Genomic DNA, 26,803 nt, shown 5'->3' with positions numbered 1-26,803 from the left:
CTATTTGTCCTCCTTATCAGAAATAAGAGTATATTTTGTATTAGCTTTAAATGGTTTAAATGGTCTGCCGCCGGCTTCGTAGAATTTTCCGAAGAATTCGACGTACTGCAGACGGGATGTGTGTACATAAGCACCCAGACCGCTGATTGCAAGGTTGAAAGCGTGTCCGATTGCAAAAATAGCAACAAAGACAACGACACCGATGATATTCAGTCCAGGCATAGTACCCATGATGTTCATGACATTTGCGATAACACCGCCGGCAAGTCCCAGAGCCAGGATACGGGCATAGGACAGAACGTCGGACAGGTAGCTGGTAATGTCATACAGGCTCATGACACCTTTAATCAGCTTCATGAAAATGTTTTTTTCATGACGGCCCTGAGTCAGGATCAAACCTACTGCACCAACGATGGAAAGAACTTTACCGATACCAGCAGTTACAGGTAATGCAAGCATTGGCAAGCCGATCAAAAGGACATACCATAAACCGATATCCATAAGACCGTCCAGAAGGTGTCCGCGTTTTGCCAGCATATAGATCTTGACGCCCATACCGGCAAAGAGGTGAATTGCACCCAGAATCAGGGAAAGCAGCATAACCGACATAGGATCGTTTAACGGATCGAATACTGCCGGAACTGTAACGGTAACACCAAACCAGCTTTCAGCAACCTGAGTTACCAGGTTTCCGAAATATCCACCGTACATGACGCCCCAGAAAATAGTGGAGAGTCCGCACGCTACACCGATGTTCATGGCATTTTTAAGGAAACCTTCATCTGGTTTGAGTTTTTTCAGACCGATAAAGCAAAGCAGGAACAGAATCAGTCCATAGCCTGCATCGGCTAACATCATACCAAAGAAAAGAATGAAAAATGGCGTGAGAACCGGTGTTGGATCGATGCCGTCCGGAGTTGGGAGAGAGTACATTTCTGTAATCATCTCGTAAGGCTCAACAAACTTGTTGTTCTTGAGCTTGATCGGAGGATCGTCTCCTTCTTCTGGCTGAACCATGGTGTAATAACATGGATATTTGTCCAAAATCTTTTTGACTTTGTCCATGTCGTTTTCGGTCAGCCATCCTGTCAGAGCAAAAACGCTTTGAGTCTGGAAAATATTTTCGCGGACTTTCTGGTCATCGATCTGCAGGGTAACCATATCGAAGCCTTTTTTTAGGAGTTTGGAGGAGGTTGCAGCCACTTTCAGCTGTTCGGTCAGGCGCTGAGCCTCCTTGCTGCAGGTTTCGATTTTGTTTTTGAGCGAAGAGATGTTTTCTGCCGCATTTCCTTTCAGAGAAGCAAAATCCGGACGATTTGTGTTGAATCCCTTCACTACATTCATAACAGCATCCTGTGCATCTTTGTGGTAAATAAGAAGCAGGCAGGATAATTCGGAAGAGGAGCTTACTTTATGTACATAGCACAGAGGTGTTGCTTCCTGAAGCTTTGCCTCAAACTCTTCCAGGTTGACGTCTGCTGCTGCGGTTAAATAAAGCAGCGCAGTTGATTTTGTCTGTGTTACGGACAAATCAAGGTCCAGATCGGTCCACGGTTCCAGTGAGGTGATCTGGAGCTGAGAGCGGGAAATGATGTTCTTCTGTTCCGCGATCTGTTTTACGATGGAATTGATTTCATCGCGCAAAGAAGCGGCCTCGCTGTAGATTTCCTTGTCCAGCATCGAAGAAAAATCAGAGATTTCCTTTTTGGAAAATGCACTGCTTTTTTCCTCATAAGGAGCAACAGCGCGGATCGCAGAGGTGAACTTTGTCAGTTCCTGTTCCAGTTCGTAGGTCTGAGCCACACCGGGCACTGCCAACTGAGCAATGCTTTCGTAGTCCTGGATGTTTTCAGGTCCGTTGATCTGCACGCACTTCTTCTTCATCAGGTCCCGCAGGATGGATTCCTTGTCTGCGAGAAAACCGATGAGAGTCAGTTTCTGCATTTTCAAAATCATAGTGTGTTCACAATCCTCTCTGCAATGAGGTTTGCCGCTGCGGTCAGTTTTTCTTGGGATCTCTCAGCCATGGCCTTGCACTCACTCTCGGAAGCCGATTTTGAGTTTTCAAGCCAGGTCTTTGCGTCGTTCTGGGCGCGGGAGACGATTTCCTCGGAGATTCTGGCAGCATCGGATTTGGCATTGTCAAGGATTGTTTTGCCCTGGCGCTGAGCGTCTGCACGGATTGCAACCGCTTTTTGCTGGGCGTCGCCGATCAGCTGTTGTGCAGCTTCTTCGGCTTGCTTGACTTTGCTGAGTACATCTAACAAGTTTTGTCACCACCCTTTTCATAATGACCTGCGAAAAGAAGAGATGTATGCAAAATGGCTTACTATCGCCCTTTTCGCGAAATGTTTGTGGAAAAAATAACGAATTGAAACCCCTCACAAACCTTATTCTTTCCGGTTGTAATCAGCAAAATATGTTATAAATTGTTATACTTTGCTAATTGCAAAAAGAAATAAAATTTCTTCTACTATATCATAATCGAAATGATTGTACATTGTCAATAAGAAACTTGGAAAAAATAATGGATTTCTTTATGCGAAAACATGACGAAATGACTACTAGTCATAATTTCTACACAAAAATCTTTCAACCGTTTTTCTGTTCTAACATCCGATGATATCCCTGCTTTTTCGAGGAAAACGGCGTATTTGGGAGCATTTCCGTTATTTTTTGATAAGAGAATTGATATATTCTCACAACTATCATACAACTTTTTCAAGAAAAAAGATAGACTAAAAGCTGAATTTGCACTATAATATTTCTACGAAACTGACAATGAAGGGGAGAGAACAGTGAAAAAAGATCCAATTATTCGCATGATGTCGCTGTTTGCACTGGTTAGTGTGCTGGGATTGATTGTCCTTAGTGTACATAATTCGCTACAATCTCCCTATCCATTGACAGTGGTTCGCTTGGAAAAGGTTTTAGGGGAACAAAATACTGTCAAATATGAAAATAACAGTCAATCTATGAAAGAATATGTTAAAACAGGGAACAATTTTTCACAGCTGACCGATTTAAAGCAGATGAAAAAGACGAATTCTTCCAAAACAGAGAATACTTTACAAAAAGAAACATCTTCCCAGGCCCAATTTCCAATGAATATTAATCAGGCAGATGCAGAAGATCTGATGCAGGTGGAAGGAATTGGAGAAAAGCGTGCACAAAGCATTCTGGACTATCGAAATCAGAAAGGAAGGATTTCCTCTATGGAAGAACTTTTGGAAATCGATGGAATCGGGGAAGTCCTTTTAAGCCGCTTATCTGAAAAATTTTATGCGGAGTAATCTAAAATTATGTAAATAGAGCGCGCCTGCGAAACGGACGCGCTCTATTTTTATAGCTGAATGGAATTTAAATCTTTTTCATCGAGCTTTTGCTCAAAATGCGCAATGGGAAGTTGCTTCATAGTATTGTAGTGGTCGATTTCATTACTCAAAGAGTTAGTGTACATAGGGGAAGATGGGGGGAGAGGATCAATTCGTGCAAACACAGAAGAAAGGTCAGGCGGAAAAACAGATCGGGAACGAGAAAATTTATCTTTTGGATTACAGTCGGGGTGTGGATTTTTGCAGCGAAACTTTGACATAAAAAATCTCCTTTCGCAAAAAATAATTTTAAAATTGGCTTTGTTTTTTTTATTATTACCTGCAAAAAAGCCTGTATTCATGGGCTTTTTTGACAAAAAACGATTTTTTTAAAAAAAGTCAAAAAAACTATTGACATTTCGAAAAACACATAGTATAATAATCTACGTTGTCACGGCAACGGCGACAAACAAAACGCCGAAGCCGATAACAAAAAATGTGGGAGCTTAGCTCAGCTGGGAGAGCATCTGCCTTACAAGCAGAGGGTCACAGGTTCGAGCCCTGTAGTTCCCACCATATGGCCTGGTAGTTCAGTTGGTTAGAACGCTAGCCTGTCACGCTAGAGGTCGTGGGTTCGAACCCCATCCAGGTCGCCACTTTTTTATTGTCCATCGCTTTCCTGCTGGGCAAAACAAATGCCTTTGTAGCTCAGTTGGTAGAGCAGAGGACTGAAAATCCTCGTGTCGTTGGTTCGATTCCGACCGAAGGCACCATTTGCGGGTTTAGCTCATCTGGTAGAGCGCCACCTTGCCAAGGTGGAGGTAGCGAGTTCGAGCCTCGTAACCCGCTCCAAAATCCATCCAAACTTTTTTGGGTGGATTTTTTCAATCATTTGCCCTGTAACAGCGGTCAGGATAATAAAAAAATATCTGCGGGTTTAGCTCATCTGGTAGAGCGCCACCTTGCCAAGGTGGAGGTAGCGAGTTCGAGCCTCGTAACCCGCTCCAAAAAGGATCAGCCCAAGAGGGTTGGTCTTTTTTAACATATTGGACTTTGTCGAATTTTTGTGGGTTTAGCTCATCCGGTAGAGCGCCATCTTCCCAAGGTGGATGTGGCGAGTTCAAGTCTCGTAACCCGCTCCACCAGGCTGAGTCTGGATGCAGTATCGCGCACCTGCTAAAGAGTAGATGCGTTTCTTTTTTGCCCGCGAATAAGGTTTTAAGAATAAAAAAGTTTACCTATAGGCTGAGCCTGGATGCAGTATCGCGCACCTGCTAAAGAGTAGATGTGTTTGTTTTTTTATCCGCGAATAGGTCTTAAGAATAAAAAAGTTTACCTATTGGGCTGAGCCTGGATGCAGTATCATACATCTGCCAAAGAGTAGGATATATTTCTTTTTTGTTCGTGAATAGATTTTAAGAAGGAAATAGCTTTGCATGTAACTGAATATAAACGTATGATCACGCACCTGCCAAAGAACAGGTGCGTTTCTTTTTTATCTGAGGATTTATATATAGATTAAACCAGATATCATATCGCCTTCATGTTGTACAGATATAGTTTTGTATAAAAAGGACAGGCAAGCATATAAGAAGAAATAGAAGCGATTTTTCGTACAAATTGTTTAAATAAAAGGTAAAATTTCCCTCTTTGATTGTAATAGAGGTTGCTTTTTGCTATAATTAAGTGCGGAAACCATGTATGGAATCCAAGATAATACAGATGATAATGATGTATAATCAGATTGAAAGCATAGAATTTTATTTACATAGGGGGAAAATACAATGAATATGAATTACGAACAAAGACGTCAAAAACTGTTGGAAGACAAAAGTGGACCTTGTATGGTACTGATTTTTTCCGGCAGAGCACCGATGCGTTCTGCAGATGAAAGTTATTCTTTCTCGGTAGACCGCAATTTTTACTATTTAACTGGAATTGAACGAGAAAACATGATTCTTGTGATGACAAAAGATATGGCTGGCAACTGTGCTGAGATGCTCTACATTGAGCCGTTTGATGAAGTAAAAGCAAAATGGGTCGGTGCAAGAATGAGAGCGCATGAAGCTACTGAAATCAGCGGAATTAAAGATATTCGCTATCTGGAAGATTTTGATAGTGCAGTCAATTCCTTTGTAGAAAGAACCCGTGGAGAAGGTAAAATGACCTTCTATCTTGATCTGTGGAAATATACTTCTACACAGGCTCCAACACCAGCACATGAATTTGCACATAAAGTACAGAAAGATTATCCTGCTGCTGCAATCGAAGAAATCTTTGGAGAGATTGCAAAGATGCGCGCTATCAAGTCCGATGCAGAGATCGAAAAAATGAGAGTAGCTCAGGAAACCACCCGTCAGGCAATTGAGGCTATGATGAAGTATGCTTATCCAGGCGTCAATGAATGCGCTCTGGAAGGTGCATTCGACTTTGAGTTGAGCAAACATGGTGTAAGAGAACATGCCTTCCCAAGCATTGTTGCAGGTGGAAAGCGTGCAACAACCTTGCATTACAATACCAATAATCAGGATGTTCAGGACGGCGAATTGGTTCTGATCGACCTTGGAAGCGCAAACGAACATTACTGTGCCGATATTTCCAGAACATTCCCGGTTAACGGCAAATTTACCGAGCGTCAGAAAGAAGTATACAACATCGTTCTGGGTGCACAGCAGCTGGTAATTGACAATGCTCGTCCGGGTATGACCTATCTGGATTTAAACAATATGGTCATCAAATACTACGAGGAAGAGCTTCCTAAGATTGGTTTACTCAAAGATGGAAAGACAGTTCGTGATTATTATTATCACAGCGTCAGCCACAGCCTGGGATTGGATTGCCACGATGTTACTACACCAAGCCTCAAGACCCTTCGTCCAGGCATGGTTATCACAGTAGAGCCGGGACTGTATATCGAGGAAGAAGGAATTGGAGTCCGCATTGAAGATGATATCATTATCACCGAGGAAAAGGCAATCAATCTTTCTTCCAATATCCTCAAGACAGTAGAGGATATCGAAGCTCTGATGAAAAAATAAGTCAATTTTGGGAGGAACGATAAAATGGAAAAAACAGCGTGTTTAATCGTGGACGTACAGCAGTCGGTAGTTGCTGCTTTGCCGGATGGCGGGGAAGAGCTGACCGAAAAATTGTCCAGATTGATCACATGGTGTCGTCAGCAGATGGTGCCGCTGGTTTATGTCCGCCACGATGATGGAGAAGATCGCATTTCGGAGATTGATTCCCGTATCAAACCGAAAGAATCAGAAATTGTAATAGACAAATCCTATCCAAGTGCTTTTCTGGAAACAGATCTGGAAAGCTGGTGCAGTGAACAGGGAATTACCCAGCTGATTGTGGCAGGAATGATGACCGAGTTCTGCATTGATGCAACGATCAAATCTGCTTTTGAGCGGGGATATCAGGTACTGGTACCGCAGGGATGCTGTGCTACAGTTGATAATGAATATCTCACTGCGCAGCAGACAGAGGAGTTTTTCGAAAAGAGAATCTGGCAGGGAAGATATGCGCAGATTTTTTCTTTGGAAAGTCTGCTCAGCCAACCGGTGAAAAAATAAGAAAATACAAAAAGAGCGTGTGGAATTTTCCACACGCTCTTTTTGTACATAATAGTTTGCTTTGATATGGGAAGATAAATTGCCTGAAAAGAAAAATGCCTCCTGTTTTCAGGAGGCATTTTTTATCTGCACGGGAATTATTCGTTTACTTCAGTGGTTTCTTCGGAAGCCTCTACAGCTTCTTCCTGAGCGTTGTCTTCCAGCAGAGCTTTCATGGACAGGCTGACACGTTTCTTTTCGAAGTCAATGTCAGTGATCTGAACCTGAACTTCCTGACCGATGGTCAGAACGTCCTGAGGTTTGTTGATTCTCTCGTTGGAGATCTGAGAAATGTGGATCAGACCGTCAACGCCTGGGATGATCTGAGCGAATGCACCGAAAGCAGTCATGGAAACAACTTTAGCGGTAACTACGCTGCCAACTTCGTAATCTCTCTTGAGAACTTCCCAAGGATTGTCCTCGGTTTTCTTGTAGCCCAGGGAGATCTTTTTGTTTTCAACGTCGATGTCTTTTACGTATACATCCAGAACGTCGCCAACTTTAACAACATCGGAAGGATGTTTGATTCTCAGCCAGGACAGTTCAGAGATGTGAACCATGCCGTCTACGCCGCCCAGATCAACGAATGCGCCGTAGCTGGTGATGGATTTAACAACACCCTGATAACGTTTGCCAACTTCAACTTCGCTCCAGAATTTGTCTTCCAGAACTTTCTTCTGCTCTTTGAGAACGTCTTTGATGGAGCCAACAGCTCTGTGACGTTTTTCGTTTACTTCGCGGATTACGAAATCAACTTTCTGTTTGAGCAACTGTTCGAGTGGTTCGTTCTTGGAAACACCAGACAGGGAAGCTGGGATGAATACTTTAACGCCTTCAGTAACAGCCAGGATGCCGCCTTTTACAACGTCAGTAACAGTACCGGAGAGAACTTCGCCGGTGCCAGCAGCAGCCATAACCTTTTCAAAGCCAGCCTGAGCATCCAGACGTTTTTTGGACAGCATAACTGTACCTTCAACGTCGTTTACGCGCAGAACAACCAGTTCGATTTCATCGCCTTTTTTCACGATGTCTTCGGTGGAAAGGCTTGGATCGTTTGTCAGCTCGGAAAGTGGAACATAACCTGTGTGTTTGGTACCGATGTCAACGGTGATCTCGTTTGGAGCAATACCGGTAACGATACCTTTCACCTTCTCCCCTGTATATGTACTCTTGAAGGACTGATTCAGCATCTCTTCAAAGGACATTTCCTCTTCTTTTAAAATCTCACTCATGGTTTTTTGTACCTCCTTAATTATACGAACCGGTGTTGAAGCACCGGCAGTAACACCGACTCGACTGCCTGCATCAATCTGGCAGACAACATCTGCTTGACCGCTCAAAAGTTCCCGTGCTGTCTCGACCCAAATGGTCTTTGTAAACCGACTGCAAATATCCGACAATTTTTGGGTGTTGGAGCTATGCCTGCCGCCGATTACAATCATGATATCCGAAACTTCTGCCAATTGTGCAGCTTCTGTTTGTCGCATCAGTGTAGCCTTACATATTGTATCAAATATTTTTAGATTTGTATACAGGTTTTTCGCAGTTTCTACGCATTTTTGCCACTCCGACGTGTTAAAAGTGGTTTGAGCGACCATTACGCTGTTCATTTTGGACAGATTTGCATGATTTTCGGTGAATTCAGCAAGCTCTTTTGCAGATGTAAATGTAACGCAAGTTACATTGCAATGACCGATGATTCCCTGAATTTCAGGATGGACAGCATCACCGGCGATCAGGACCAAGGTTCCTTCCGGCTGCTCTTCCACAATTTTCTGGATTCGTTTTACATTGGGACAGGTAGCATCGATATAGGGAATAGATCGGCTATCCAGCGCTTCATATACCTTTTTAGGCACACCATGTGAACGGATGATGACCGGAATATAGGGACGGTTCTGCTGAGAAAGTTGCTCTTCCAGTTCCAGAAGTTTTTCCAGAGAATCGACAGCAACTGCCCCCAGAGAATCCAGTTCTTCGACAACCTGCGCGTTATGGATAATCTCTCCCAAGGTAAACAGTTTTGGTGAAGAGGTGGAAGGAATGCGTTCCAGCTGCTCATAGACAGTATCGACTGCGCGGCGCACTCCAAAGCAGAAGCCGGCAGTTTTGGCAACGGTAAGCGGCATAAAATAGTTCCTTTCTTGTGTGCTTTATATGATTTACAGGTTTTGCTGTTTCAGTTCTTCCATCACAGAATGAATTTTGCGGGTAGCTTCCTTTAATTCTCTTGCATGGGAAAGGTCTGCCGCAGCGCCATTGTTTTCGGATGGATGGATGCCCAGTTCCTCGCAGGTCATCAGTTTTCCGTAATTTACCACGACACGGGAACGGAATTTTTTCTTGGGATCACAGTAGGTGATAGTGACCGGAAGAACAGGAGCACCGGTTTGCTGTGCAATCAGGGCAAGACCGGATTTAAAGCGGAGCAGGTTTCCGTCTTTGGAACGCGTACCTTCCGGGAAGATACCGAGGATTTCTTTGTCCTGAATTACCTGAATAGAGGTGTTGATCGGGGTTAAATCTCCGCTTCCACGGGAAACAGGGAAAGCATTGAGCCAACGGATAACATGCTTGAGTACAGGAATATCAAATAATTCCGCTTTTGCCATGAAGTGAATCTCAGAATGTCGGATACCCTGGCAGACGATCATTGGATCGATTGCGGAACAATGGTTGCTGGCAAGGATATATCCACCCTCTTTTGGTTCATTTTCGCGGCCATGAAGCTCCAGATGGAACCAGAAATGCCACAGGAGTCCTACGGCACGAATCGCAATTTGGTAAAACAATACGGTTCTTCCTTTCAAATTAAATTTAGATGGAAAGTGAAAGCTCTGCGGCTTTTTTGAGGATCATTTCCTTGATGATCGAAACGGTATCCTCAAAGTTAATTTCTGTGGTATCCAGCTTGACAGCATCCGGAGCCTGACACAGAGGAGCTGCCGCACGGGTGGAATCCTGATGATCGCGCAGAATAACATCGCGCAGAATATCGTCGTATACTGGCTGCTGTCCCTTCTGAACATATTCCAGATAGCGGCGTCTTGCGCGGGATTCCGGAGAAGCGGTCAGGAAGATTTTGAGCTCAGCGTCCGGGATAACCACTGTGCCGATATCTCTGCCATCCATGACAAGGCTTTGTTTCTTTGCCATATCCCGCTGAAGATCGAGCAGAAATGCGCGGACCTGCGGGATGGCGGATACATTGGATGCTGCCATCGAAGCGTCTGGTGTACGGATTGCTTCGGAGACATCCTCTCCGTTTAAGAAGATGCGCTGACCATTTTGTACATCATAGCTGGTTTCCAGATGGATCTGTTCCAGACAGGAGGAAACCTGCTGGCTATCTTTGGTGTCCAGCCCCTGGCGCAGGGCATAAAGACCAATACAGCGGTACATAGCACCGGTGTCTACATAGATAATCGAAAGATCTTTTGCAATTCTTTTGGCTACGGTGCTTTTTCCGGCACCGGAAGGTCCGTCAATGGCAACACGAATCATGGAAAAATCCTCCTGTATGTAATTTGTTTTACTTTTTAACTCTAGCGTTCAGAGCTAGGAATGTAAGCGTAGTTGTGGTCGATGGTGATAACACAGAAATAGTTTCCGAGTTTTTTTGCTTTTTCCGAAATGTTCTGGATAATCTGGCTGTCGGTCAGCTCGAATGCCGGCGGAACGACAACGTCAAACACCAGGTTAGTGTGGGTAGGGCCGAACACGGCACGAAAATCATGCATGCTCAGATCGGTGTCAATGCTTTTGACAATCTGATCAATCTCAGCTTTCAGTCGATTGATTTTTTCATTGTCGGTAACGACAGGGTCCATGTGGATGACAAGATTGATTCCCATTTCTGCACCGACCTCACGTTCGATATTATCAATGATATCATGGCTGACCAGAATGTCAACATTGGCAGGAACTTCTGCGTGAACCGATGCAAAGGTGCGTCCAGGGCCATAGCTGTGAACCTGGAGGTCATGCATTCCGATAACGCCGTCATAAGAGGTAATACGCTGACCGATTTCACGAATGAGCTGAGGGTCTGGAGCCTGACCGAGCAGAGGATCACCTGTTTCGATGACAAGTTTGATGCCCGAAATAGTGATGAAGATAGCAACAGCCATACCCATCCATCCATCAATTGGAATGGAGGTGAAGTGATAAACAATTGCGCTGATTAAGACAGCGGAAGTAGCAAAAACGTCGTTAAGGCTGTCGGCCGCAGTTGCCTGAAGAGCATCCGAGTCGATGCGTTTGCCGACGGTTCGGTTAAAGATGCCCTGCCAGAGCTTGGTAAGGATGGAGATGATCAGGACTGCATAAGTCAGGTAGGAAACGGTGACAGTTTCCGGATGCAGGATTTTTTCAAATGAGCTGCCAATCAGCTGCAATCCAAGCAGAATAATGATAAAGGAAACCGCCATACCGGAAATGTATTCCATGCGGGCATGACCATATGGGTGTTCCGGGTCAGCAGGTTTGCCGGCAATCTTAAAAGCCAGCAGGGTGATGACCGAAGAACCGGCATCCGAGAGGTTGTTTACAGCGTCAGCGGTGATGGCAATACTGTTAAAGATCAGACCAGTCAGGATTTTAATGATAAAAAGAAAAATGTTGGATAAAATTCCCACCGAAGCGGCGAGGATACCGTATCTCTCCCGGACAGTGGAGTTTTGCGTGTTTTGCCAGTTGGGAACAAAGCGTTCGATAAGAAACTGAATCATAAAATCATGCCTTCCTGTAAAGAGTTTTTTGATGTAAAAAAAGAAAACCTCAAACTTATTTATTGTAACGTAATTTGGGGATAATTTCAATCAAAACCGGTATTTTTTTCTCAAAAACAAAGATTGTGAAACCGGGGAAAATATGATAAACTGAAAGAAATTTATCACGAAAACAGGGGGCGAGAGGGTGAACGAAAGCAGAAAGGTGCTGGAACTGACAACCCGAATCGGTGAAGTGCTGCTGAAAAACGGAGGAGAGATCTTCCGTGTACAGGAAACGATGCAGCGAATTGCAAAAGCGTACGGCGTGGAAGGTTTCCATGTTTATGTGTTGGCAAACGGTATTTTTGCCTCGATAGAAGAGGATGGACGGCAGATCTGCCAGCAGCTTCAGGTGGGAAATGGAGAAAAAGATTCTGATGATCTGGTTGTTGCAAGCCAGATTCGCTATATTCCGCTTTCCTCCATTCATCTTGGACGTGTAGCGGCAGTAAACAATCTTTCCCGCGAAATCGTGGCAAAAAAATATACGATGGAAGAAGCAAGAAAGAAAATAGAGGAAATTGATAAAATCCCATTCACCAATAATCTCCTGCAGATATTTGTTTCTGGATTGGGTTCCGGTGCTTTCTGTTATCTGCTGGGAGGCAGTCTGATTGACAGCTTGGCTTCTTTTTTATCGGGAATTTTGTTGTGGTGCTTTGTGCTTTATCTGAGCAAAAAAGGTGCCAACAAGATTATGCTCAACATCCTCAGCAGTGCGCTGGTAACGCTGACCGGTATTTTAATGTTCCGTTATGTCTTTGGTGAAAACATGGATAAAATCATTATCGGTTCAATTATCCCACTGCTTCCGGGTGTACCTCTTACCAACTCAATCCGCGACTTTCTAAATGGAGATTATCTTTCGGGAACGATTCGCATGATTGATGCGGTGCTGGTTGCCTGCTGTATTGCACTGGGTGTTGGTGTGGTGCTGCGCGTTTTCCAGATTGTGACAGGCATGCCGGTATAAGGAGGGGATGAGAAGATGCTGACAATGATCATTCAGATTGCAGTTGCTTTTGTGGCGACCGTATCGTTTGCAGTGTTGTTTCAGGTACCGAAGGAGCAATATGTCTATTCGGGAATCTGTGGAGCTGCCGGTTGGTGGTGCTACCTTCTGGTTATGGCAAATTACCCTTCCCCAACAGTTTCCTCTTTTGCCGCAGTTGTGGTGTTGACCATCATGGCGAGAGTCTTTGCGGTTTATCGGAAAACACCGGTTACAGTATTTTTGATCTGTGGATTGTTTCCACTGGTTCCCGGTGCAGGAATTTACTACACAGCCTATAACTTTATCATGGGATACAATGATTTGGCAGTTGCCAAGGGAATCGAAACAATTAAGATCGCAGTAGCAATAGCACTGGCAATTGTATTTGCTTTCTCGATGCCAAAACTTCTGTTTACCTTTGCAAGCAAGCGAGATCGCAGATAATAGAAAAAGAAACAGGGCTTAGAAAACATGCTTCTTACCGCTGTTTATGCGAAAAAAGAAACCTCATCGAGGTTTCTTTTTCGCATAAGGGGATATCAAAAGCCTTTGGCATTGTAAAATATTCCACCTTATTATGGTAAATATTATGATAAACAACAGAAAAAATCGGTAGTTTGTATAAGATTTTTTTATAAAAAGATTTAAAAAAAGGACAAAAGATAGAAAGGCATCATCTTTTGTACAAAAAACATTGCACCGGATAGGGTGAAATGATAAAATAAGATAGATATTGTTGCCCTGCGGTTTGTAGCTTTTTGAAAAAAGGACAGTCAAACCGCCGTTTTGTGTTGTCCAAAAGTTTGATGCTGAATCAGGATGGCAAAGATAAAAGTATGTGAGTGAGAAAAGGAAGCTTTTGGGCAAACTAAATTTAAAGCGGAATGGAGAACTGAATCGTGAAAGAGAATAAGGGATTGAGCAGATATCGAAAACAGATTGTGTTTTTGATGGATCTGGTCATCGCAAACATCGTTTACTTTGCAATGATTTATTGGGTTCCGATTCGAAACGGCACAGAGCTGCATCAGATTTTTGCCTGGATGCCAAACTTTGGACTGATGGTATTGTGTCTGTGCGGATTTTTGTGGGCATCCAAATCCTATGACAGCCTTTGGAGATATGCAGAAACGGACGAGTATATCTCGATGATTTTCATGGGAGCTTTGGCGTATGTGGTCTACTTTGTGATCCAGAAGATTTTGCCGATCCCAAAGATTCCAAGCGTTCTTTCGATGTGTATTTACTCGATGTCGCTGCTGTTGATGATGACAGCGCGATTTATCTATCGAAAATACCGCATGAAGGTGACAACGCGCAATCAGGAAAAGAAGGTTCGCTGTGCCATCATCGGAGCAGGCAACGCCGGTGTTGGTTTGTTAAATGAAATTAAAAATAATTCCAAAAACCATTATCAGCCAGTATGCTTTTTTGATGATGATCCGGAAAAGATCGGAAAATTTATCCATGGTATTGAAGTAAAGGGCAAGATCGACATGATGCCGCTGCTCCTGCGAAATACCATGGTAACCGAGATCATTTTTGCAATTCCTTCGGCTGATCCGATTCGACGCAAGGAAATCCTGGAAATGTGCTCGGGACTGCACTGCCATGTCAAGGTTTTACCGGACACCTTTGCGGCAGTTCAGAGCGGAAGCTTGAGCCAAAATGTAAGAAACGTCAAGATCGATGACCTTCTGGGCAGAGAAAGAATTGTTTTTAACAATCAGGAAGTATTCGATTTTCTTCGTGATAAGGTGGTTATGGTTACCGGTGGCGGTGGTTCGATCGGTTCGGAACTGTGCCGTCAGATCGCAAAACGTTCCCCAAAGGAACTGATTGTGGTCGATATCTATGAAAACAATGCCTATGACCTGCAGCAGGAGCTGAAAATGGAATACGGCGATAAACTGAACTTAAAAGTAGAAATTGCATCTGTCCGTGACCGTGAGAAGGTACGCAAGCTGGTAGGCGGCTATCGTCCGCAGATCATCTTCCATGCAGCAGCGCACAAACATGTTCCGCTGATGGAGGAATGTCCGGAGGAAGCAGTTAAGAACAATGTATTTGGTACCTACAATGTGGTTCATGCAGCGGATGAATTTGGCGTGGACAAGTTTGTTCTGATTTCTACGGATAAGGCAGTTAACCCAACCAATGTTATGGGTGCAACCAAACGTTTCTGCGAAATGATCCTGCAGAGCATGAAGGGAATCAGCCATACAGAATATGTAGCGGTACGCTTTGGAAACGTTCTGGGTTCCAACGGATCGGTTATTCCGCTGTTCCGCCGTCAGATTGAGGCAGGCGGCCCGGTAACCGTTACCGATAAACGCATTATTCGTTATTTCATGACCATTCCGGAAGCAGCTCAGCTGGTTCTGGAAGCGGGAGCAATGGCAGCAAGCTCAGAGGTCTTTGTACTGGATATGGGCCAGCCAGTTAAGATTCTGGATCTGGCAGAAAACCTGATTAAATTGTCCGGTTATATCCCTTATGTGGATATTGATATTGTGGAAACCGGTCTGCGTCCAGGCGAAAAACTGTATGAAGAGCTTTTGATGAAGAGCGATGGTTTGATGAAGACAACCAGCAGCAAGATCTTTATTGAGCGTCAGACAGAGATTTCTCAGACCGAGATGAATCATAAGCTTGAGATTCTTCACGAGGCTTTGGAACAGGGCGGACGGGAAGCAGTACGTCTTGCAATGAAGCAGGTTGTGCCAACCTTCCGTGATCCGGATGAGGTCAACCGGGAAGTAACTGCCCTCGAAAACAGTGAGAGCGAGAAGAAGTAGAAAGGAGACCACAGGATGCACCAGGGAATTCAGGGAAAAGAAGTAACCTTTAAGGATGTATTGATCCTTTTTTTCAAACGATTTGAACGAATCTTTATTGTCGCGCTGGCATTTGCAGTTGTGTTTGCAGCCTATGGAGCGATGCGCGGTTATCGTGCCATCAGCAGCGAAAACCGCCAGAAACAGCTGGACGATTATCAGATCAAGCTGGATGAATATAATGATTCCACTCAGAAACTGCGTGACACCATCGATGACAGCCAGAAACAGCTGGACGATTTGGTACAATATACCGAAGACAGCATCTACTATAATCTGGATCCTTATAATGAAGCAGTCAGCGAACTGGTGTTTTATGTAGATACCGGTTATCAGATTGCGCCAAGTCAGTATTATCAGAACCCAAACAAGACCGGTGAAATTGTAAGTGCATATTGTGATGCTTATCGCAGTGCCGGATTGTATGAAGAAGTCAGCAGCCTGCTTGGAGAAGATGTGGATGTCAAATACATCGACGAGCTATTGACCATTGAGCGTGCGGGTGACACCCAGATTAAGGACAGTGTCGGCAATGTAACAGTAAAACACAGCGATGGCAATGCCGGCGTTGTGGTAATCCGTGCACGTGCACAGGATGAGCAAACAGCTTCAAACATTACAAGCTATGTTTTTAACTACTTAAAGGAAAATCTGGGCAATGTGATTGCAGAACACACCACCACCGTTCTTTCCGATTCCACCATGGTTGTTGTGGATGAGGAGCTGGAAAATCTGCACAAAGAAACCAGAGAAGAAATGGCTGAGCTGGAAGAAACCATTAAAACAAATCAGGCAGAGCTTGCAACCCTCGAACGCGATATGCCGGTTGAGCCAACCTTCTCGATGATGAGTGTGGTGAAAAAAGCAATTCTGTTTGGAATTATCGGCGGTATTCTGGGCGGTATCATTATCTGCCTGTGGGTTCTGCTTGCTTACCTTGCAGACAATCGTCTGGAAGGAGCTTATCAGACAGCAAAACTGTATAATTTGGAACTGTTTGCTGTTGTGAACGGCACCAAGAAAAAACGCCGTCCACTCTTTTATAAGCTGATCGATAATTTGGAAGGAAACGCTCTGCGTCAGAATTTTGAAAGTGCTGACAAGGCAGCTGAATATACTGCAGTTTCGGTCAAAGCACTTGCAGAAGGACAGAAGGTTCCGATGACGGTTGCAGTTGTCAGCACCAGAAAAGACGAAGAAATCACTGCTCTTTGCGGCAGAATGGAACAGTGCTCAGATGCAGATGTAAGCTATCAGGCATGTCCGGCAATGCTGGAAGAGACAGAGTCGATGAAGAAAGTGCTGGATGCAGATGCTGTAATTCTGGTAGAGCATAGCGGCGTTTCCTTGATCAGCGAAATTAACCGCCAGATTATCCGTCTGGAAAAATCGGGCAAAAAGATTCTTGGAATTTTACTTGCAGAATAATGAAAGGAAATCTTTCCTTAAAGTAAATAGAAATGATCGGACAATAACGAAAGGAATGAATCGGTTATGAAGATTCCGTTTTCTCCACCAGACATCGGGGAAGCTGAGATTGAAGAGGTTGTTGCTGCATTAAAATCCGGTTGGATTACCACCGGACCAAAGACCAAAGAACTGGAGCGTCAGGTGGCACAGTTCTGCCACACTTCCAAAGCGGTTTGCTTAAATTCCGCAACCGCAGCATTGGAACTGACCCTGCATCAACTAGGAATAGGTTCTGGGGATGAGGTTATCACCTGTGCGTACACCTATACTGCATCTGCAAGCGTTGTCTGCCATGTTGGAGCAAAACTGGTACTGGTCGATTGTCAGAAAGACGGCTATCAGATGGATTACGATGCACTGGAAGCAGCAATCACCGAAAAGACAAAGGCAGTGATTCCGGTTGATATTGCCGGTGTTATCTGTGATTATGACCGAATTTTCGAGATTGTCGAAAAGAAAAAAGCACTGTTCACTCCATCCGACAATAAAATCCAGCAGGCTCTGGGAAGAGTTGCAGTCGTAGCGGATGCAGCACATGCATTTGGTGCAAGACGTCACGGAAAAATGTGCGGCGAAATCGCTGACTTTACTGCATTTTCCTTCCATGCTGTTAAGAACTTTACCACAGCAGAAGGCGGAGCAGTTGTCTGGAGAGATATCGACGGAATTGATAACGAGGAAATCTATAAAAATTACATGCTCCTTTCCCTGCATGGACAGTCCAAGGATGCTTTGGCAAAAACACAGCTGGGTGCATGGGAATATGATATCGTAATGCCGGGATATAAATGCAATATGACCGACATTATGGCAGGAATCGGCCTTGCACAGATGCGTCGTTATCCAAAGCTTCTGATGCGCCGTTGCAATATCATCGGACAGTATGATGCAGTGATGGAAAACCTGCCGGTTCAGGTGCTTCAGCATTACGGTGAAGACTTTGCTTCCAGCGGTCATCTGTATCTGGTACGTCTGGAAGGGAAAGACGAAGCATACCGAAACGAATTTATCCGCAAAATGGCAGAGCTGGAAGTAGCAACCAATGTTCACTACAAACCGCTGCCAATGCACACCGCATACAAGAAACTTGGTTTTGATATCAAGGATTATCCAAATGCATACCAGATGTATCACAATGAGATTACTTTGCCGCTTCATACCTGCCTGAGCGATGAAGAGGTTGAGTATGTACTGGATTGCTTTGCAAAAGTATTGAGAGGGTAGGTGAACACCTTGCTGAAACCGTGGGGACAGCTTCCCAGAGAATTTCGGACCGAGGCGGTTCGCCCATACTATGAAGCGCTGTGCAGAAAAAAAGCGCAGTTGATTATAAAGCGGATGTTTGACCTGATTTTATCCTGTGTGCTCATCGTCCTGCTTTCGCCGGTAATGTTGATTCTGGCAGTTGCAATCAAGCTTGATTCGCCCGGAACAGTAATGTTTCGTCAGGTACGCGTTACCCAGTACGGAAAAGAGTTTCGCATCTTCAAATTCCGGACGATGGTACAAAATGCCCAGCAGCTGGGAACCCAGGTTACAGTAAAGGGAGACAGCCGCATTACACGAATGGGTCATCTCCTGCGCAAATGTCGTCTGGACGAGCTGCCGCAGCTGTTTAATATCCTGCTGGGAGAAATGAGCTTTGTGGGCACCCGTCCCGAAGTTCCAAAGTACGTTTCCCGGTATACGCCGGAAATGATGGCGACCCTGCTCTTGCCGGCTGGGGTTACCTCACAGGCATCCATCCAGTACAAGGATGAGGACCGTTTGCTGGAAAATGCACAGGATGCCGACAAAACCTACGTGGAGCAGGTGCTGCCGGGCAAGATGGAATATAACCTGAAAAGTATTCTGGAGTTTTCGCTCTGGAAGGATTTTAAGACAATGATCGATACCGTTGTTGCGGTAGTTCGATAACTTTTGATAAAAACAAGTAAAAGAGGTCAGAGAGATTTATGCGGGTTTGGATTATCAACCACTATGCGATTCCACCGTCCATGGGAGGACTCGTGCGCCATTATTATTTCTCCAAGTTTCTCAGACAGATGGGCCATCAGGTGAGAATCTTTACCGCAAGTGAGATTCACAACACCAACATCAATATGATTCGGGATGGTTCGCTGTACAAGGAAGAAGAGATGGACGGTGTGCCATATACCTTCCTGAAAACAAGAGATTACAGTGGAAACGGTCTTTCCAGAATCTATAACATGTTGGAGTTCCCTGTCAGAATTCAACAAGCAGTAAAACATTTTGCGAAAAACGGAGAGAAACCGGATGTAATCTACACCTCTGCACCGACAATTTTTGCAGCAGGTTCTGCTTTGATTGCAGCAAAAAGGCTGAAGGTTCCATGTGTGGTGGAAATTCGCGATATCTGGCCGGAATCCATTGTCGAATATAAAGGTATGTCCCGGAAAAATCCGATTATTCTGGCTTTGTATCAGCTGGAAAAATGGCTGTACAAAAATGCTGACCGTCTGATCTTTACAATGGAAGGCGGAAAGGATTACATTCGGGAAAAAGGCTGGGAGAAAAAAGTCAGCCTTGATAAGATTGATAATCTCAATAACGGCGTGGATTTGGAAGAATTTGACCGAAACCGTGAAACTTTCCGATTAGATGATCCAGATTTGCTGGATGACGAAACCTTTAAGGTAGTCTATACCGGTTCCATCCGCCTGGTAAATAACCTTGGCAAGATTGTCGAGATGGCGGAATACATGAAGAAACATGGTGAAGATAAGATTAAATTCCTGCTTTATGGAGATGGAACCGAGCGAGAAGAACTGATCAAGCTTTGTCAGGAAAAGGGACTTGATAATATCAAATTCCCAGGCAAGGTGGAGAAAAAATATATTCCGTTTATTTTGTCTCGTTCTGACCTCAACATCAACCATGTTAAACAGACCGGTATCATGCGGTTTGGGTGCAGTTTGAACAAGCAGTTTGATTATTTTGCAAGCGGTCGGCCGGTATTGTCTGACCTGACAGTCAGCTACGACCTGATTGAACGCTATCAGGCAGGAATTACTCTACCAACACAGGATACCGAAACGCTGTGCAAAGAGGTTCTTCGTTTTGCCAACATGCCAAAAGAAGAATATGAACAGATCTGCAAAAATGCAAGAACTGCAGCAGAACATTATGATTACAGGGAATTGACCAATCATCTTCTTGCGATTCTTGAGAACGCGGTTGGTCAAAATCAGACAAAATAAGATACAATAGGTATAATAATTACTTGATATTACAAAATGGAAGGGACAAGGTATGACCAAAGTTTGCCATTTTTCCAGCGCACATGCGCCAAACGATACCCGTATCTTTCACAAGCAGTGTGCGTCACTTGCAAGAGAAGGATACGATGTCACCTTTGTAGTCAAAGCAAAGGATTCCTCTTCGGTAGGAACTACAACCGAAAAGGGTGTGCAGATTATTCAGGTACCGGTGGACAGCTCGTCGAGACTCAAACGAATGCTTTTTGGAGCGAAGACAGTTTATCAAAAAGCTCTGGAAGTGGATGCAGATATTTATGAGTTTCATGATCCGGAGCTGCTTCCATATGGAGTAAAACTTGCGCGCAAAGGGAAAAAAGTAATCTTTGACAGCCACGAAGACTATCCGACCCAGATTATGGAAAAGGAATGGATTCCGGTCTTCCTCCGCAAGATTATCTCCGGCGTATATAAAGCGTATGAGACCCATGCGGTTAAGAAGTTTGATGCTGTATTGTTCCCGTGCACCAAGAATGGCGTGGATATCTTTGCGGGCAGAGCAAAGGAAACGGTCATCATCTCCAATGCAGTTATGGTGTCCGAGATGCTTTCTCCAGAGGAGTGCGGACAGGAACAGAAGGATGGAAAGACCATCTGCTGTACAGGAAGCCTTACCTACCAGAGAGGAATCACCCATCTGATCAAAGCTGCCCACAAAGCGGGTGTAAAACTGATTCTGGCAGGAAAGTATTCCTCCGATGCTTATCAGAAAGAACTGGAACAGATGCCGGAGTATTCCTGTGTAGAATATCTGGGATATCTGGGAAGGCAGGAGCTTGCAAAGGTATATGCGCGTTCGAGCATCGGAATGTCCACCATTTTGAATGTAGGGCAATATTCCAGTCTGGATAATTTCCCGACAAAGGTCTATGAATATATGGCAGCAGGACTGCCAGTTATCGTTTCTGATTATCCGTTTATGAGAAAATCGGTGCAGCAGGATGGTTTTGGTGTAGCGGTGGATCCGGCGGATGTGGATGCAATCGCTAAAACCATTCAGGATGTATTATCTGACCAACAGACTGCCCTTAAAATGGGAGAAAACGGCAGAGCTGCGGTACTGAACAAATATAACTGGGGTATCGAGGAAGAAAAGCTTTTTGCACTCTATAAAAAGCTTCAGAAAGGGTTATCTTAAAAGAGGTTTTCTATGTTAACGTTTCTATTATCCCGAGGGGTTCCGACACAGAAGTATTCCACCTATGGTGTATTCGAATTTGACCAGGCACGTGCGCTGACTCAGGCAGGATGCAAGGTCGTGTTTTTGGCGCTGGATCTGCGCTCGGTGCGCAGAGTGCGCAAATGGGGATTTTCCTCCTTTGAGCGTGACGGCGTACAGGTGCGGGTTTTAAGCATTCCTCTGGGCAACATTCCAAAGAAGATTTTTTATCCGATCGGTGAATGGGGATTAAAGATGTTGTATCGTCGGGCTGTCCGGGAATTTGGCCGTCCGGATGTGCTGCATGCCCATTTTACCGATTATGCATACCTTGCAGCGGAGCTGAAAAAACAGGAACACGTTCCGCTTGTTGTAACCGAGCATTCTTCGCTTGTCAATCAGGATACTCTGCCGTCTGACATTAAGCAGGCAGCAAAAACCGCTTTTCAGCAGGCAGATTGCCTGATCGCGGTAAGTCCTGCTCTTGCACAGAAGATGGAAGAACATAGCCATCGAAAGGTTCTGTGGGTGCCGGATATGGTGGACACCGAATTGTTTTCTTACAGCGATGAACACGAGCGCCAGAAAGCGCTGCGAGAAGAAGTAGAGATGGAGGAAGAAGGCGGCGAGTTTTCTTTCCTCAGCTGTGGAAATCTTCGCAAGATCAAGAGAATGGACGTCCTGATCAAAGCATTTGCAAAAGCATTTCGGGATTGTCCGAAAGTTACCCTTACCATTTGCGGACAGGGAGAGGAAGAAGCCTCTTTACATAAACTGATTACCGATTTGAACATGGATGGACGCATCGAGATGCTGGGACTTCGTCCAAGGGAAGAAATCGCCCATCGCCTGCAGCAGTGTGACTGCTTTGTTATGGCATCGGTATCCGAAACATTTGGTGTTGCGTACCTGGAAGCACTGTCCTGCGGAATCCCTGTCATTGCGACCCGCTGCGGCGGACCGGAGTGCTTTGTGAATGAGCATAACGGAATCATGGTAGATCCGGACGATGTAGATGCACTTGCAAAAGCGCTGCTTTCGATGTACTGTAATAATGGTTATTATAATCGTGCGGCAATTGCACAGGAGATACGGGAAAACTATTCCTCTCAGGCAGTTGCAGCAACTTTGATGAAACAGTATGAAAAGGTTGCAGAACAAAAAGATGAGGTTTTGCAAGGAGTTTTTGCTTAAATTTAAAAATAATTCCATAAATAGGTGTTACAATATAAAATGGGTAGAAGTGTAGAGGGGAGGTTTGAACAGGACATGCCAAAGTCAAGCTATATTCGGGAAAATAAAGGATACAGCTTTTTGCATCTTCCGCGCGAGCTGTGCGCAGCTTTTGTATTGCTGTGGGGAATCAACCCGGAATCTTTTTTATATAACTGGGCGCTCTATGCGGGAGTGGTTGTACTTTGGGCCTGTTTTGCAATGGCCTCTGACTGGATACACTTCTGGAAAACGGTGCTGCATCCAGGGATGTTATTAAGCTTTGGATGGCCGGTACTGCTTGCGGTTTATGCTGTTTTGGGGCATGTGGAGTTTCCGTTCCATCATCTTCTGATGCCGATTTTCTATCTTCTGTTTTGGTATTACGGGTCATTACAGGATCGCTTCGCCTTAAAACTTCTCAGCTTTGTGACGACGGGATATTATCTGCTGATTAATGTTGGAACTGTGTTTGCGCTCCGCCAGAATCCAGATGTATCGAGACTGCTTGCAAACGGAAACCCGGAACTGACCGGACCGCTTGCAAGTCCCTTTACCGGAGGATATCAGCACATTTACTCGCTGACCATGTTTACGGTAGCGATTGTGGGAATCATCTGGTACTATCGCCCCAAACTGTTTGAGACGATCGGGTGGGGGCTGACCGTACTGCTGGGACTGTTGGTCATCGTGATGTCCAACTATTCCTTTGCGATTTTGTTTGTGTTCAGCTTTTGTCTTCTGGTTCTTTGTCGACTGCCAAAAAGCGGAGGTGTAACTACGGCGATCCTGTTGGCATGTTGCCTTGCAGCGCTGGTAGTTGTGCCAAACCTTTACCGGATTTTCTATTTTATTGCGGAGAATACCGATAGTCTGAAGATGCAGCTTCGTTTTATGGAAGTTGGTAATCTTCTGAGCGGCAGTGGAATCACCGAAGGAAGTGATGCAGGAACCAGAATCGACCTGTACATGACCTCGATAAAAACATTTTTAACTGCTCCATTATTTGGAATTGGAGATCTTGTTTTAAAGACAGTGGAGAACCCGCGGGAGATTGTTGGCGGGCACTCGATTGTGTGCGACTATCTGGCTTACTATGGACTGGTGGGAAGTATCCTGTTCCACAGCATCCTGATTGTCAATTTTGCAAGAATTGAAAAACTGCTTGACCGCAGGGGAAGATTTTTATACTTTGCGGTATTTGTTCTTTATTATGCACAGATTACGGTAAATGCCGGATATAATGAGCCATTGATTGAAATTTTGTTCTTCCTGGTACCTTCTTTGCTGGTTCTGGTTGGAGAACATACCAAGAGAGAAGAGAAAGAGCCGATTTTACCGGCATTTTCTTCGCAGTATATCCGTTAAATCGGTCTGTGACAACCCGTGAAAGGAAGATCATGTGGGAATGAAAAAACAGCAGATCATGGGGCTTTGGGACAAGCTCTGGGATGGAATCGTTACCTTGCACAAAAAAGGTTTTTTCCACATTATTGCCGGTTCCACACTGGCAAAGATTGCAGGATTTGTCTCGGTATTTTTCCTGCCGCGATTTTTGTCCAAAGCTGACTATGGATTGCTTACCTATGTAAACAACATCCAAAGTTATGTCATGCTCTTTAATGGAATCGGTATCACCCAGGCAACTCTGCGTTTCTGTGCACAGAAGAGTGATGACGAGGTCAAAAAAGGATACTTTGTGACCTCACTAAAGGTAGGAATTATTGCAGATATCCTGTTAGTTGTGTTTACTACGGTAGCATATCTGGTGATTCCATTTCCGTATGAAGGTGCAAAGTTCCAATTAGTTATTTCATCGTGTCTTCCAATCCTATACTTTTTATTTACTGACATTCAGCTTTTGCTGCGTGCAACTTTTCAGAATCAGCGCTACTCGGTCTATAACTTCACCTACTCCTTTTTGCTGATGATCTTCCAGATTGTCTTTGCAGTGCTGTGGGGCGTTACTGGCGTTATGATTGGAAAATATATTTCCATGGGACTGTGCGTAATAATGGGGTATCTGTTGATCCGAGATCTGCCGATGATGAAGGTTAAGGCGGTGAAACTTAGCTGGCAAGAAACGAAGACAGCAATTCGATTCAGCGTAGTAATGCTTACTGCGTCTGCGACTTCAACGGTTATGAGCTACAATGAAACCTTCATTGTAGGACAGCTGTTAAAGGACAAGGAGCTGCTGGCAGAATATCGAGTAGCAGCAAATATCCTGTCCATCTCGCTGTTCTTATTGGAAGCGCTTCTGGTATTTATCCTGCCGTACTTTATCCAGCATATTGGTGATAGACGCTGGATCTGGGACAGCTATAAAAAGCTGTTTCTGATAAACGGTGTTGTTATGACAATCTTCCATTTAGGATTGTTTATCTTTGCAAAACTTTACCTGTTCATCTTTGCGGGACCCGAATATATGGGTGCAGTTAGTCTGGTGCGGATGTTCCTGGTGGCATCGTGGATCCAGGCGGTATTCCGCGGGCTCTCGGGCAATATTCTTGCCGTAACAGGAGAAGAAAAGTTTAACCTAAAAATCAACATTGTTTTCGTGGTTCTCCATGCAGTGATCGACATTGCAGCGGTCAAGATGCTGGGAATCTATGGCGCAGCAATCGCACTGATTGTTGTTTACTTCTTATCAGGGCTTATAATGAACATTCATTTAAGAAATATATGCAAATCACAGATAGGAGAGATTAACCATGATGAAAAATGAATTGCTCCGCAAGATAGAAAATAAGGAAATCGTTGTCGGAGTTGTTGGACTGGGCTATGTTGGTCTGCCTCTGGCTGTTGAGAAGGCAAAAGCTGGCTTCAAAACAATCGGCTTTGATGTACAGCCACAGAAGGTAGATATGGTCAACGCAGGTCATAACTACATCGGTGACGTTGTAGACAGCGACCTTGCTGAGATTGTAAAGAGCGGTATGCTTTCTGCTACCACCGATTTCAGCTTTGTAAAAGATGTTGACTTTATCGCAATCTGTGTTCCAACTCCACTGGATTCTCATCAGCAGCCAGATATCAGCTATGTTCGTGATTCTGCAACCGCTGTTTCCAAATACCTGAAAAAAGGTACTATGGTTGTTCTGGAATCCACAACCTACCCAGGTACTACCGAAGAGCTGATCAAACCAATTCTGGAAAATGGTTCCGGTCTCAAATGCGGTGAGGATTTCTACCTCGGCTTCTCCCCAGAACGTGTCGATCCAGGAAACCTCATCTATAAAACCAAAAATACTCCAAAGGTAGTAGGTGCAATCGGCAAAGATGCTACCGAAGTAATCGCTGCAATGTATCGTGCTGTTCTGGAAGGTGAAGTTTACGAAGTATCCTGCCCAGCAGTTGCAGAGATGGAAAAAATCCTGGAAAATACTTACCGCAACATCAACATCGGTCTGGTAAACGAGCTGACCATGCTCTGCAACGAGATGGGTATCAGCATGTGGGAAGTTGTTGACGCTGCTAAGACAAAACCATACGGCTTCCAGGCATTCTATCCAGGTCCAGGTCTTGGCGGACATTGTATTCCACTTGACCCATACTACCTCTCCTGGAAAGCAAGAGAGTATGGTTTCCATACATCCATGATCGAAAGCTCGATGATGATTAATGATAAGATGCCAGAATACTGTGTAGACCGTGCAGCTAAGATTCTCAACAAAGTAAAGAAAGCAATGAACGGTTCCAAAGTTCTGGTTCTGGGTGTTGCATACAAACAGGATATCGACGACTACCGTGAAAGCCCGGCTCTGAAGGTTATCGATGTACTCGAACGTGAGGGTGCAGAAGTTACCTTCTTCGATCCATGGGTAAAAGAATACAAACACAATGGTCAGACCCGTCAGAGCATTCCTGCATTGACCGAAGATGTCCTCAAAGCAGCAGATTTGGTTATGATCACAACTGCACATACCAATATCGACTATGATATGGTACAGAAGAATGCAGCACTGATCTTCGATACCAAGAATGCAATGAAGAACATCGCAAACCGCGAAAACATCGAAGTTCTGTAGCAGGCTATCCACCTTTTCTTTGCTAAAAAGAAAAGGTGGAGCCAAAAGAAAAGTGTTCGCCTACGGCGCCAAAATAAGTGGCATGGAAGCGAAAACAAAAATTTTTGGTAGTTGAAAAC

The 26,803-nt window shown here is 44.5% G+C and carries 22 protein-coding genes and 6 tRNA genes; 21 read left to right on the top strand and 7 right to left on the bottom strand.

The window, feature by feature from the left end:
- Window positions 1-1,956, bottom strand: a complete 1,956-nt coding sequence (locus tag BQ5375_RS13725; RefSeq protein WP_076918081.1) for a V-type ATP synthase subunit I — start codon at window positions 1,954-1,956, stop codon at window positions 1-3.
- Window positions 1,953-2,267: an ATP synthase subunit B family protein gene (locus BQ5375_RS13720; protein ID WP_022132786.1), complete on the bottom strand. Its 315-nt coding sequence runs from the start codon at window positions 2,265-2,267 to the stop codon at window positions 1,953-1,955. Before BQ5375_RS13720 ends, BQ5375_RS13725 begins: the two co-directional genes overlap by 4 nt.
- 531 nt (window positions 2,268-2,798) lie before the next feature.
- On the opposite strand from BQ5375_RS13720, the gene BQ5375_RS13715 reads away from it, so the two are divergent.
- A complete protein-coding gene (locus BQ5375_RS13715) occupies window positions 2,799-3,293 on the top strand; it encodes a ComEA family DNA-binding protein (protein WP_076918080.1) in 495 nt (164 codons plus the stop codon).
- 50 nt (window positions 3,294-3,343) lie between these two features.
- On the opposite strand, the gene BQ5375_RS14270 is transcribed toward BQ5375_RS13715, so the two are convergent.
- The gene (locus BQ5375_RS14270) at window positions 3,344-3,595 is read right to left on the bottom strand and encodes a hypothetical protein (RefSeq protein ID WP_022132788.1); all 252 of its coding nucleotides are present in this window, start codon (window positions 3,593-3,595) and stop codon (window positions 3,344-3,346) included.
- 219 nt (window positions 3,596-3,814) lie between these two features.
- Here BQ5375_RS14270 and BQ5375_RS13710 point away from each other — a divergent pair.
- The 8 genes from BQ5375_RS13710 (at window position 3,815) to BQ5375_RS13675 (ending at window position 6,892) form a co-directional block, all read left to right on the top strand.
- Window positions 3,815-3,890, top strand: a tRNA-Val gene (locus BQ5375_RS13710).
- A 3-nt stretch (window positions 3,891-3,893) separates the two neighbouring features.
- Window positions 3,894-3,970 (top strand) — tRNA-Asp (locus BQ5375_RS13705).
- Between the two features lie 41 nt (window positions 3,971-4,011).
- A tRNA-Phe gene (locus BQ5375_RS13700) sits at window positions 4,012-4,087 on the top strand.
- A 3-nt stretch (window positions 4,088-4,090) separates the two neighbouring features.
- Window positions 4,091-4,166, top strand: a tRNA-Gly gene (locus tag BQ5375_RS13695).
- A gap of 79 nt (window positions 4,167-4,245) precedes the next feature.
- Window positions 4,246-4,321 (top strand) — tRNA-Gly (locus tag BQ5375_RS13690).
- A 59-nt stretch (window positions 4,322-4,380) separates the two neighbouring features.
- Window positions 4,381-4,456 (top strand) — tRNA-Gly (locus BQ5375_RS13685).
- 642 nt (window positions 4,457-5,098) lie between these two features.
- The gene (locus BQ5375_RS13680) at window positions 5,099-6,352 is read left to right on the top strand and encodes an aminopeptidase P family protein (protein WP_022133642.1); all 1,254 of its coding nucleotides are present in this window, start codon (window positions 5,099-5,101) and stop codon (window positions 6,350-6,352) included.
- A gap of 24 nt (window positions 6,353-6,376) precedes the next feature.
- Window positions 6,377-6,892 (top strand): cysteine hydrolase family protein, encoded by a 516-nt coding sequence (locus tag BQ5375_RS13675; RefSeq protein ID WP_022133643.1) that lies wholly within the window; start codon window positions 6,377-6,379, stop codon window positions 6,890-6,892.
- Between the two features lie 137 nt (window positions 6,893-7,029).
- Here the strand turns inward: BQ5375_RS13675 and BQ5375_RS13670 are convergent, their stop codons facing one another.
- From BQ5375_RS13670 to BQ5375_RS13655, 4 genes are read right to left on the bottom strand one after another with little or no spacing between them, the layout of a single operon-like run.
- A complete protein-coding gene (locus BQ5375_RS13670) occupies window positions 7,030-9,060 on the bottom strand; it encodes a bifunctional 4-hydroxy-3-methylbut-2-enyl diphosphate reductase/30S ribosomal protein S1 (RefSeq protein WP_022133644.1) in 2,031 nt (676 codons plus the stop codon).
- 33 nt (window positions 9,061-9,093) lie between these two features.
- Window positions 9,094-9,723, bottom strand: coding sequence for a lysophospholipid acyltransferase family protein (locus tag BQ5375_RS13665; protein ID WP_022133645.1), 630 nt, complete (start codon window positions 9,721-9,723; stop codon window positions 9,094-9,096).
- Between the two features lie 25 nt (window positions 9,724-9,748).
- The gene (gene cmk / locus BQ5375_RS13660) at window positions 9,749-10,435 is read right to left on the bottom strand and encodes a (d)CMP kinase (protein WP_076918079.1); all 687 of its coding nucleotides are present in this window, start codon (window positions 10,433-10,435) and stop codon (window positions 9,749-9,751) included.
- 41 nt (window positions 10,436-10,476) lie between these two features.
- Window positions 10,477-11,661: a cation diffusion facilitator family transporter gene (locus BQ5375_RS13655; protein WP_076918078.1), complete on the bottom strand. Its 1,185-nt coding sequence runs from the start codon at window positions 11,659-11,661 to the stop codon at window positions 10,477-10,479.
- Between the two features lie 187 nt (window positions 11,662-11,848).
- On the opposite strand from BQ5375_RS13655, the gene BQ5375_RS13650 reads away from it, so the two are divergent.
- The 12 genes from BQ5375_RS13650 to BQ5375_RS13595 all read left to right on the top strand — a co-directional run bounded on the left by BQ5375_RS13650 (window position 11,849) and on the right by BQ5375_RS13595 (window position 26,684).
- Window positions 11,849-12,676 carry a threonine/serine exporter family protein gene (locus tag BQ5375_RS13650; RefSeq protein ID WP_076918077.1) on the top strand — a complete coding sequence of 276 codons (828 nt, stop codon included), beginning with the start codon at window positions 11,849-11,851 and terminating at the stop codon, window positions 12,674-12,676.
- 15 nt (window positions 12,677-12,691) lie between these two features.
- A complete protein-coding gene (locus BQ5375_RS13645) occupies window positions 12,692-13,141 on the top strand; it encodes a threonine/serine exporter family protein (RefSeq protein ID WP_235850005.1) in 450 nt (149 codons plus the stop codon).
- Window positions 13,142-13,596: 455 nt separating this feature from the next.
- Window positions 13,597-15,495 (top strand): polysaccharide biosynthesis protein, encoded by a 1,899-nt coding sequence (locus BQ5375_RS13640; RefSeq protein WP_022133650.1) that lies wholly within the window; start codon window positions 13,597-13,599, stop codon window positions 15,493-15,495.
- Window positions 15,496-15,510: 15 nt separating this feature from the next.
- Complete coding sequence (locus BQ5375_RS13635; RefSeq protein WP_022133651.1) at window positions 15,511-16,962, top strand: hypothetical protein; 1,452 nt, start codon at window positions 15,511-15,513, stop codon at window positions 16,960-16,962.
- Window positions 16,963-17,028: 66 nt separating this feature from the next.
- Complete coding sequence (locus BQ5375_RS13630) at window positions 17,029-18,228, top strand: DegT/DnrJ/EryC1/StrS family aminotransferase (protein ID WP_022133652.1); 1,200 nt, start codon at window positions 17,029-17,031, stop codon at window positions 18,226-18,228.
- A gap of 9 nt (window positions 18,229-18,237) precedes the next feature.
- Window positions 18,238-18,921, top strand: a complete 684-nt coding sequence (locus BQ5375_RS13625) for a sugar transferase (RefSeq protein ID WP_235850019.1) — start codon at window positions 18,238-18,240, stop codon at window positions 18,919-18,921.
- Window positions 18,922-18,959: 38 nt separating this feature from the next.
- Complete coding sequence (locus tag BQ5375_RS13620) at window positions 18,960-20,225, top strand: glycosyltransferase family 4 protein (protein WP_076918076.1); 1,266 nt, start codon at window positions 18,960-18,962, stop codon at window positions 20,223-20,225.
- A gap of 52 nt (window positions 20,226-20,277) precedes the next feature.
- A complete protein-coding gene (locus tag BQ5375_RS13615; RefSeq protein WP_076918075.1) occupies window positions 20,278-21,420 on the top strand; it encodes a glycosyltransferase family 4 protein in 1,143 nt (380 codons plus the stop codon).
- Window positions 21,421-21,432: 12 nt separating this feature from the next.
- On the top strand, window positions 21,433-22,635 hold the full coding sequence (locus tag BQ5375_RS13610) for a glycosyltransferase (RefSeq protein ID WP_022133656.1): 1,203 nt from the start codon (window positions 21,433-21,435) through the stop codon (window positions 22,633-22,635).
- A 75-nt stretch (window positions 22,636-22,710) separates the two neighbouring features.
- A complete protein-coding gene (locus BQ5375_RS13605; protein ID WP_022133657.1) occupies window positions 22,711-24,021 on the top strand; it encodes an O-antigen ligase family protein in 1,311 nt (436 codons plus the stop codon).
- A gap of 40 nt (window positions 24,022-24,061) precedes the next feature.
- Window positions 24,062-25,381 carry an oligosaccharide flippase family protein gene (locus tag BQ5375_RS13600; protein WP_076918074.1) on the top strand — a complete coding sequence of 440 codons (1,320 nt, stop codon included), beginning with the start codon at window positions 24,062-24,064 and terminating at the stop codon, window positions 25,379-25,381.
- Window positions 25,371-26,684 (top strand): nucleotide sugar dehydrogenase, encoded by a 1,314-nt coding sequence (locus BQ5375_RS13595; RefSeq protein ID WP_076918201.1) that lies wholly within the window; start codon window positions 25,371-25,373, stop codon window positions 26,682-26,684. The genes BQ5375_RS13600 and BQ5375_RS13595 overlap by 11 nt, the downstream gene beginning before the upstream one ends.
- The last annotated feature ends 119 nt before the right edge of the window (window positions 26,685-26,803 follow it).

It is taken from the genome of Negativibacillus massiliensis (assembly GCF_900148495.1).
Taxonomy (GTDB): Bacteria; Bacillota; Clostridia; order Oscillospirales; family Ruminococcaceae; genus Negativibacillus; species Negativibacillus massiliensis.
The sequence above is the reverse complement of the archived record's forward strand: the minus strand, read 5'-3'. Positions and strand labels throughout refer to the sequence as shown.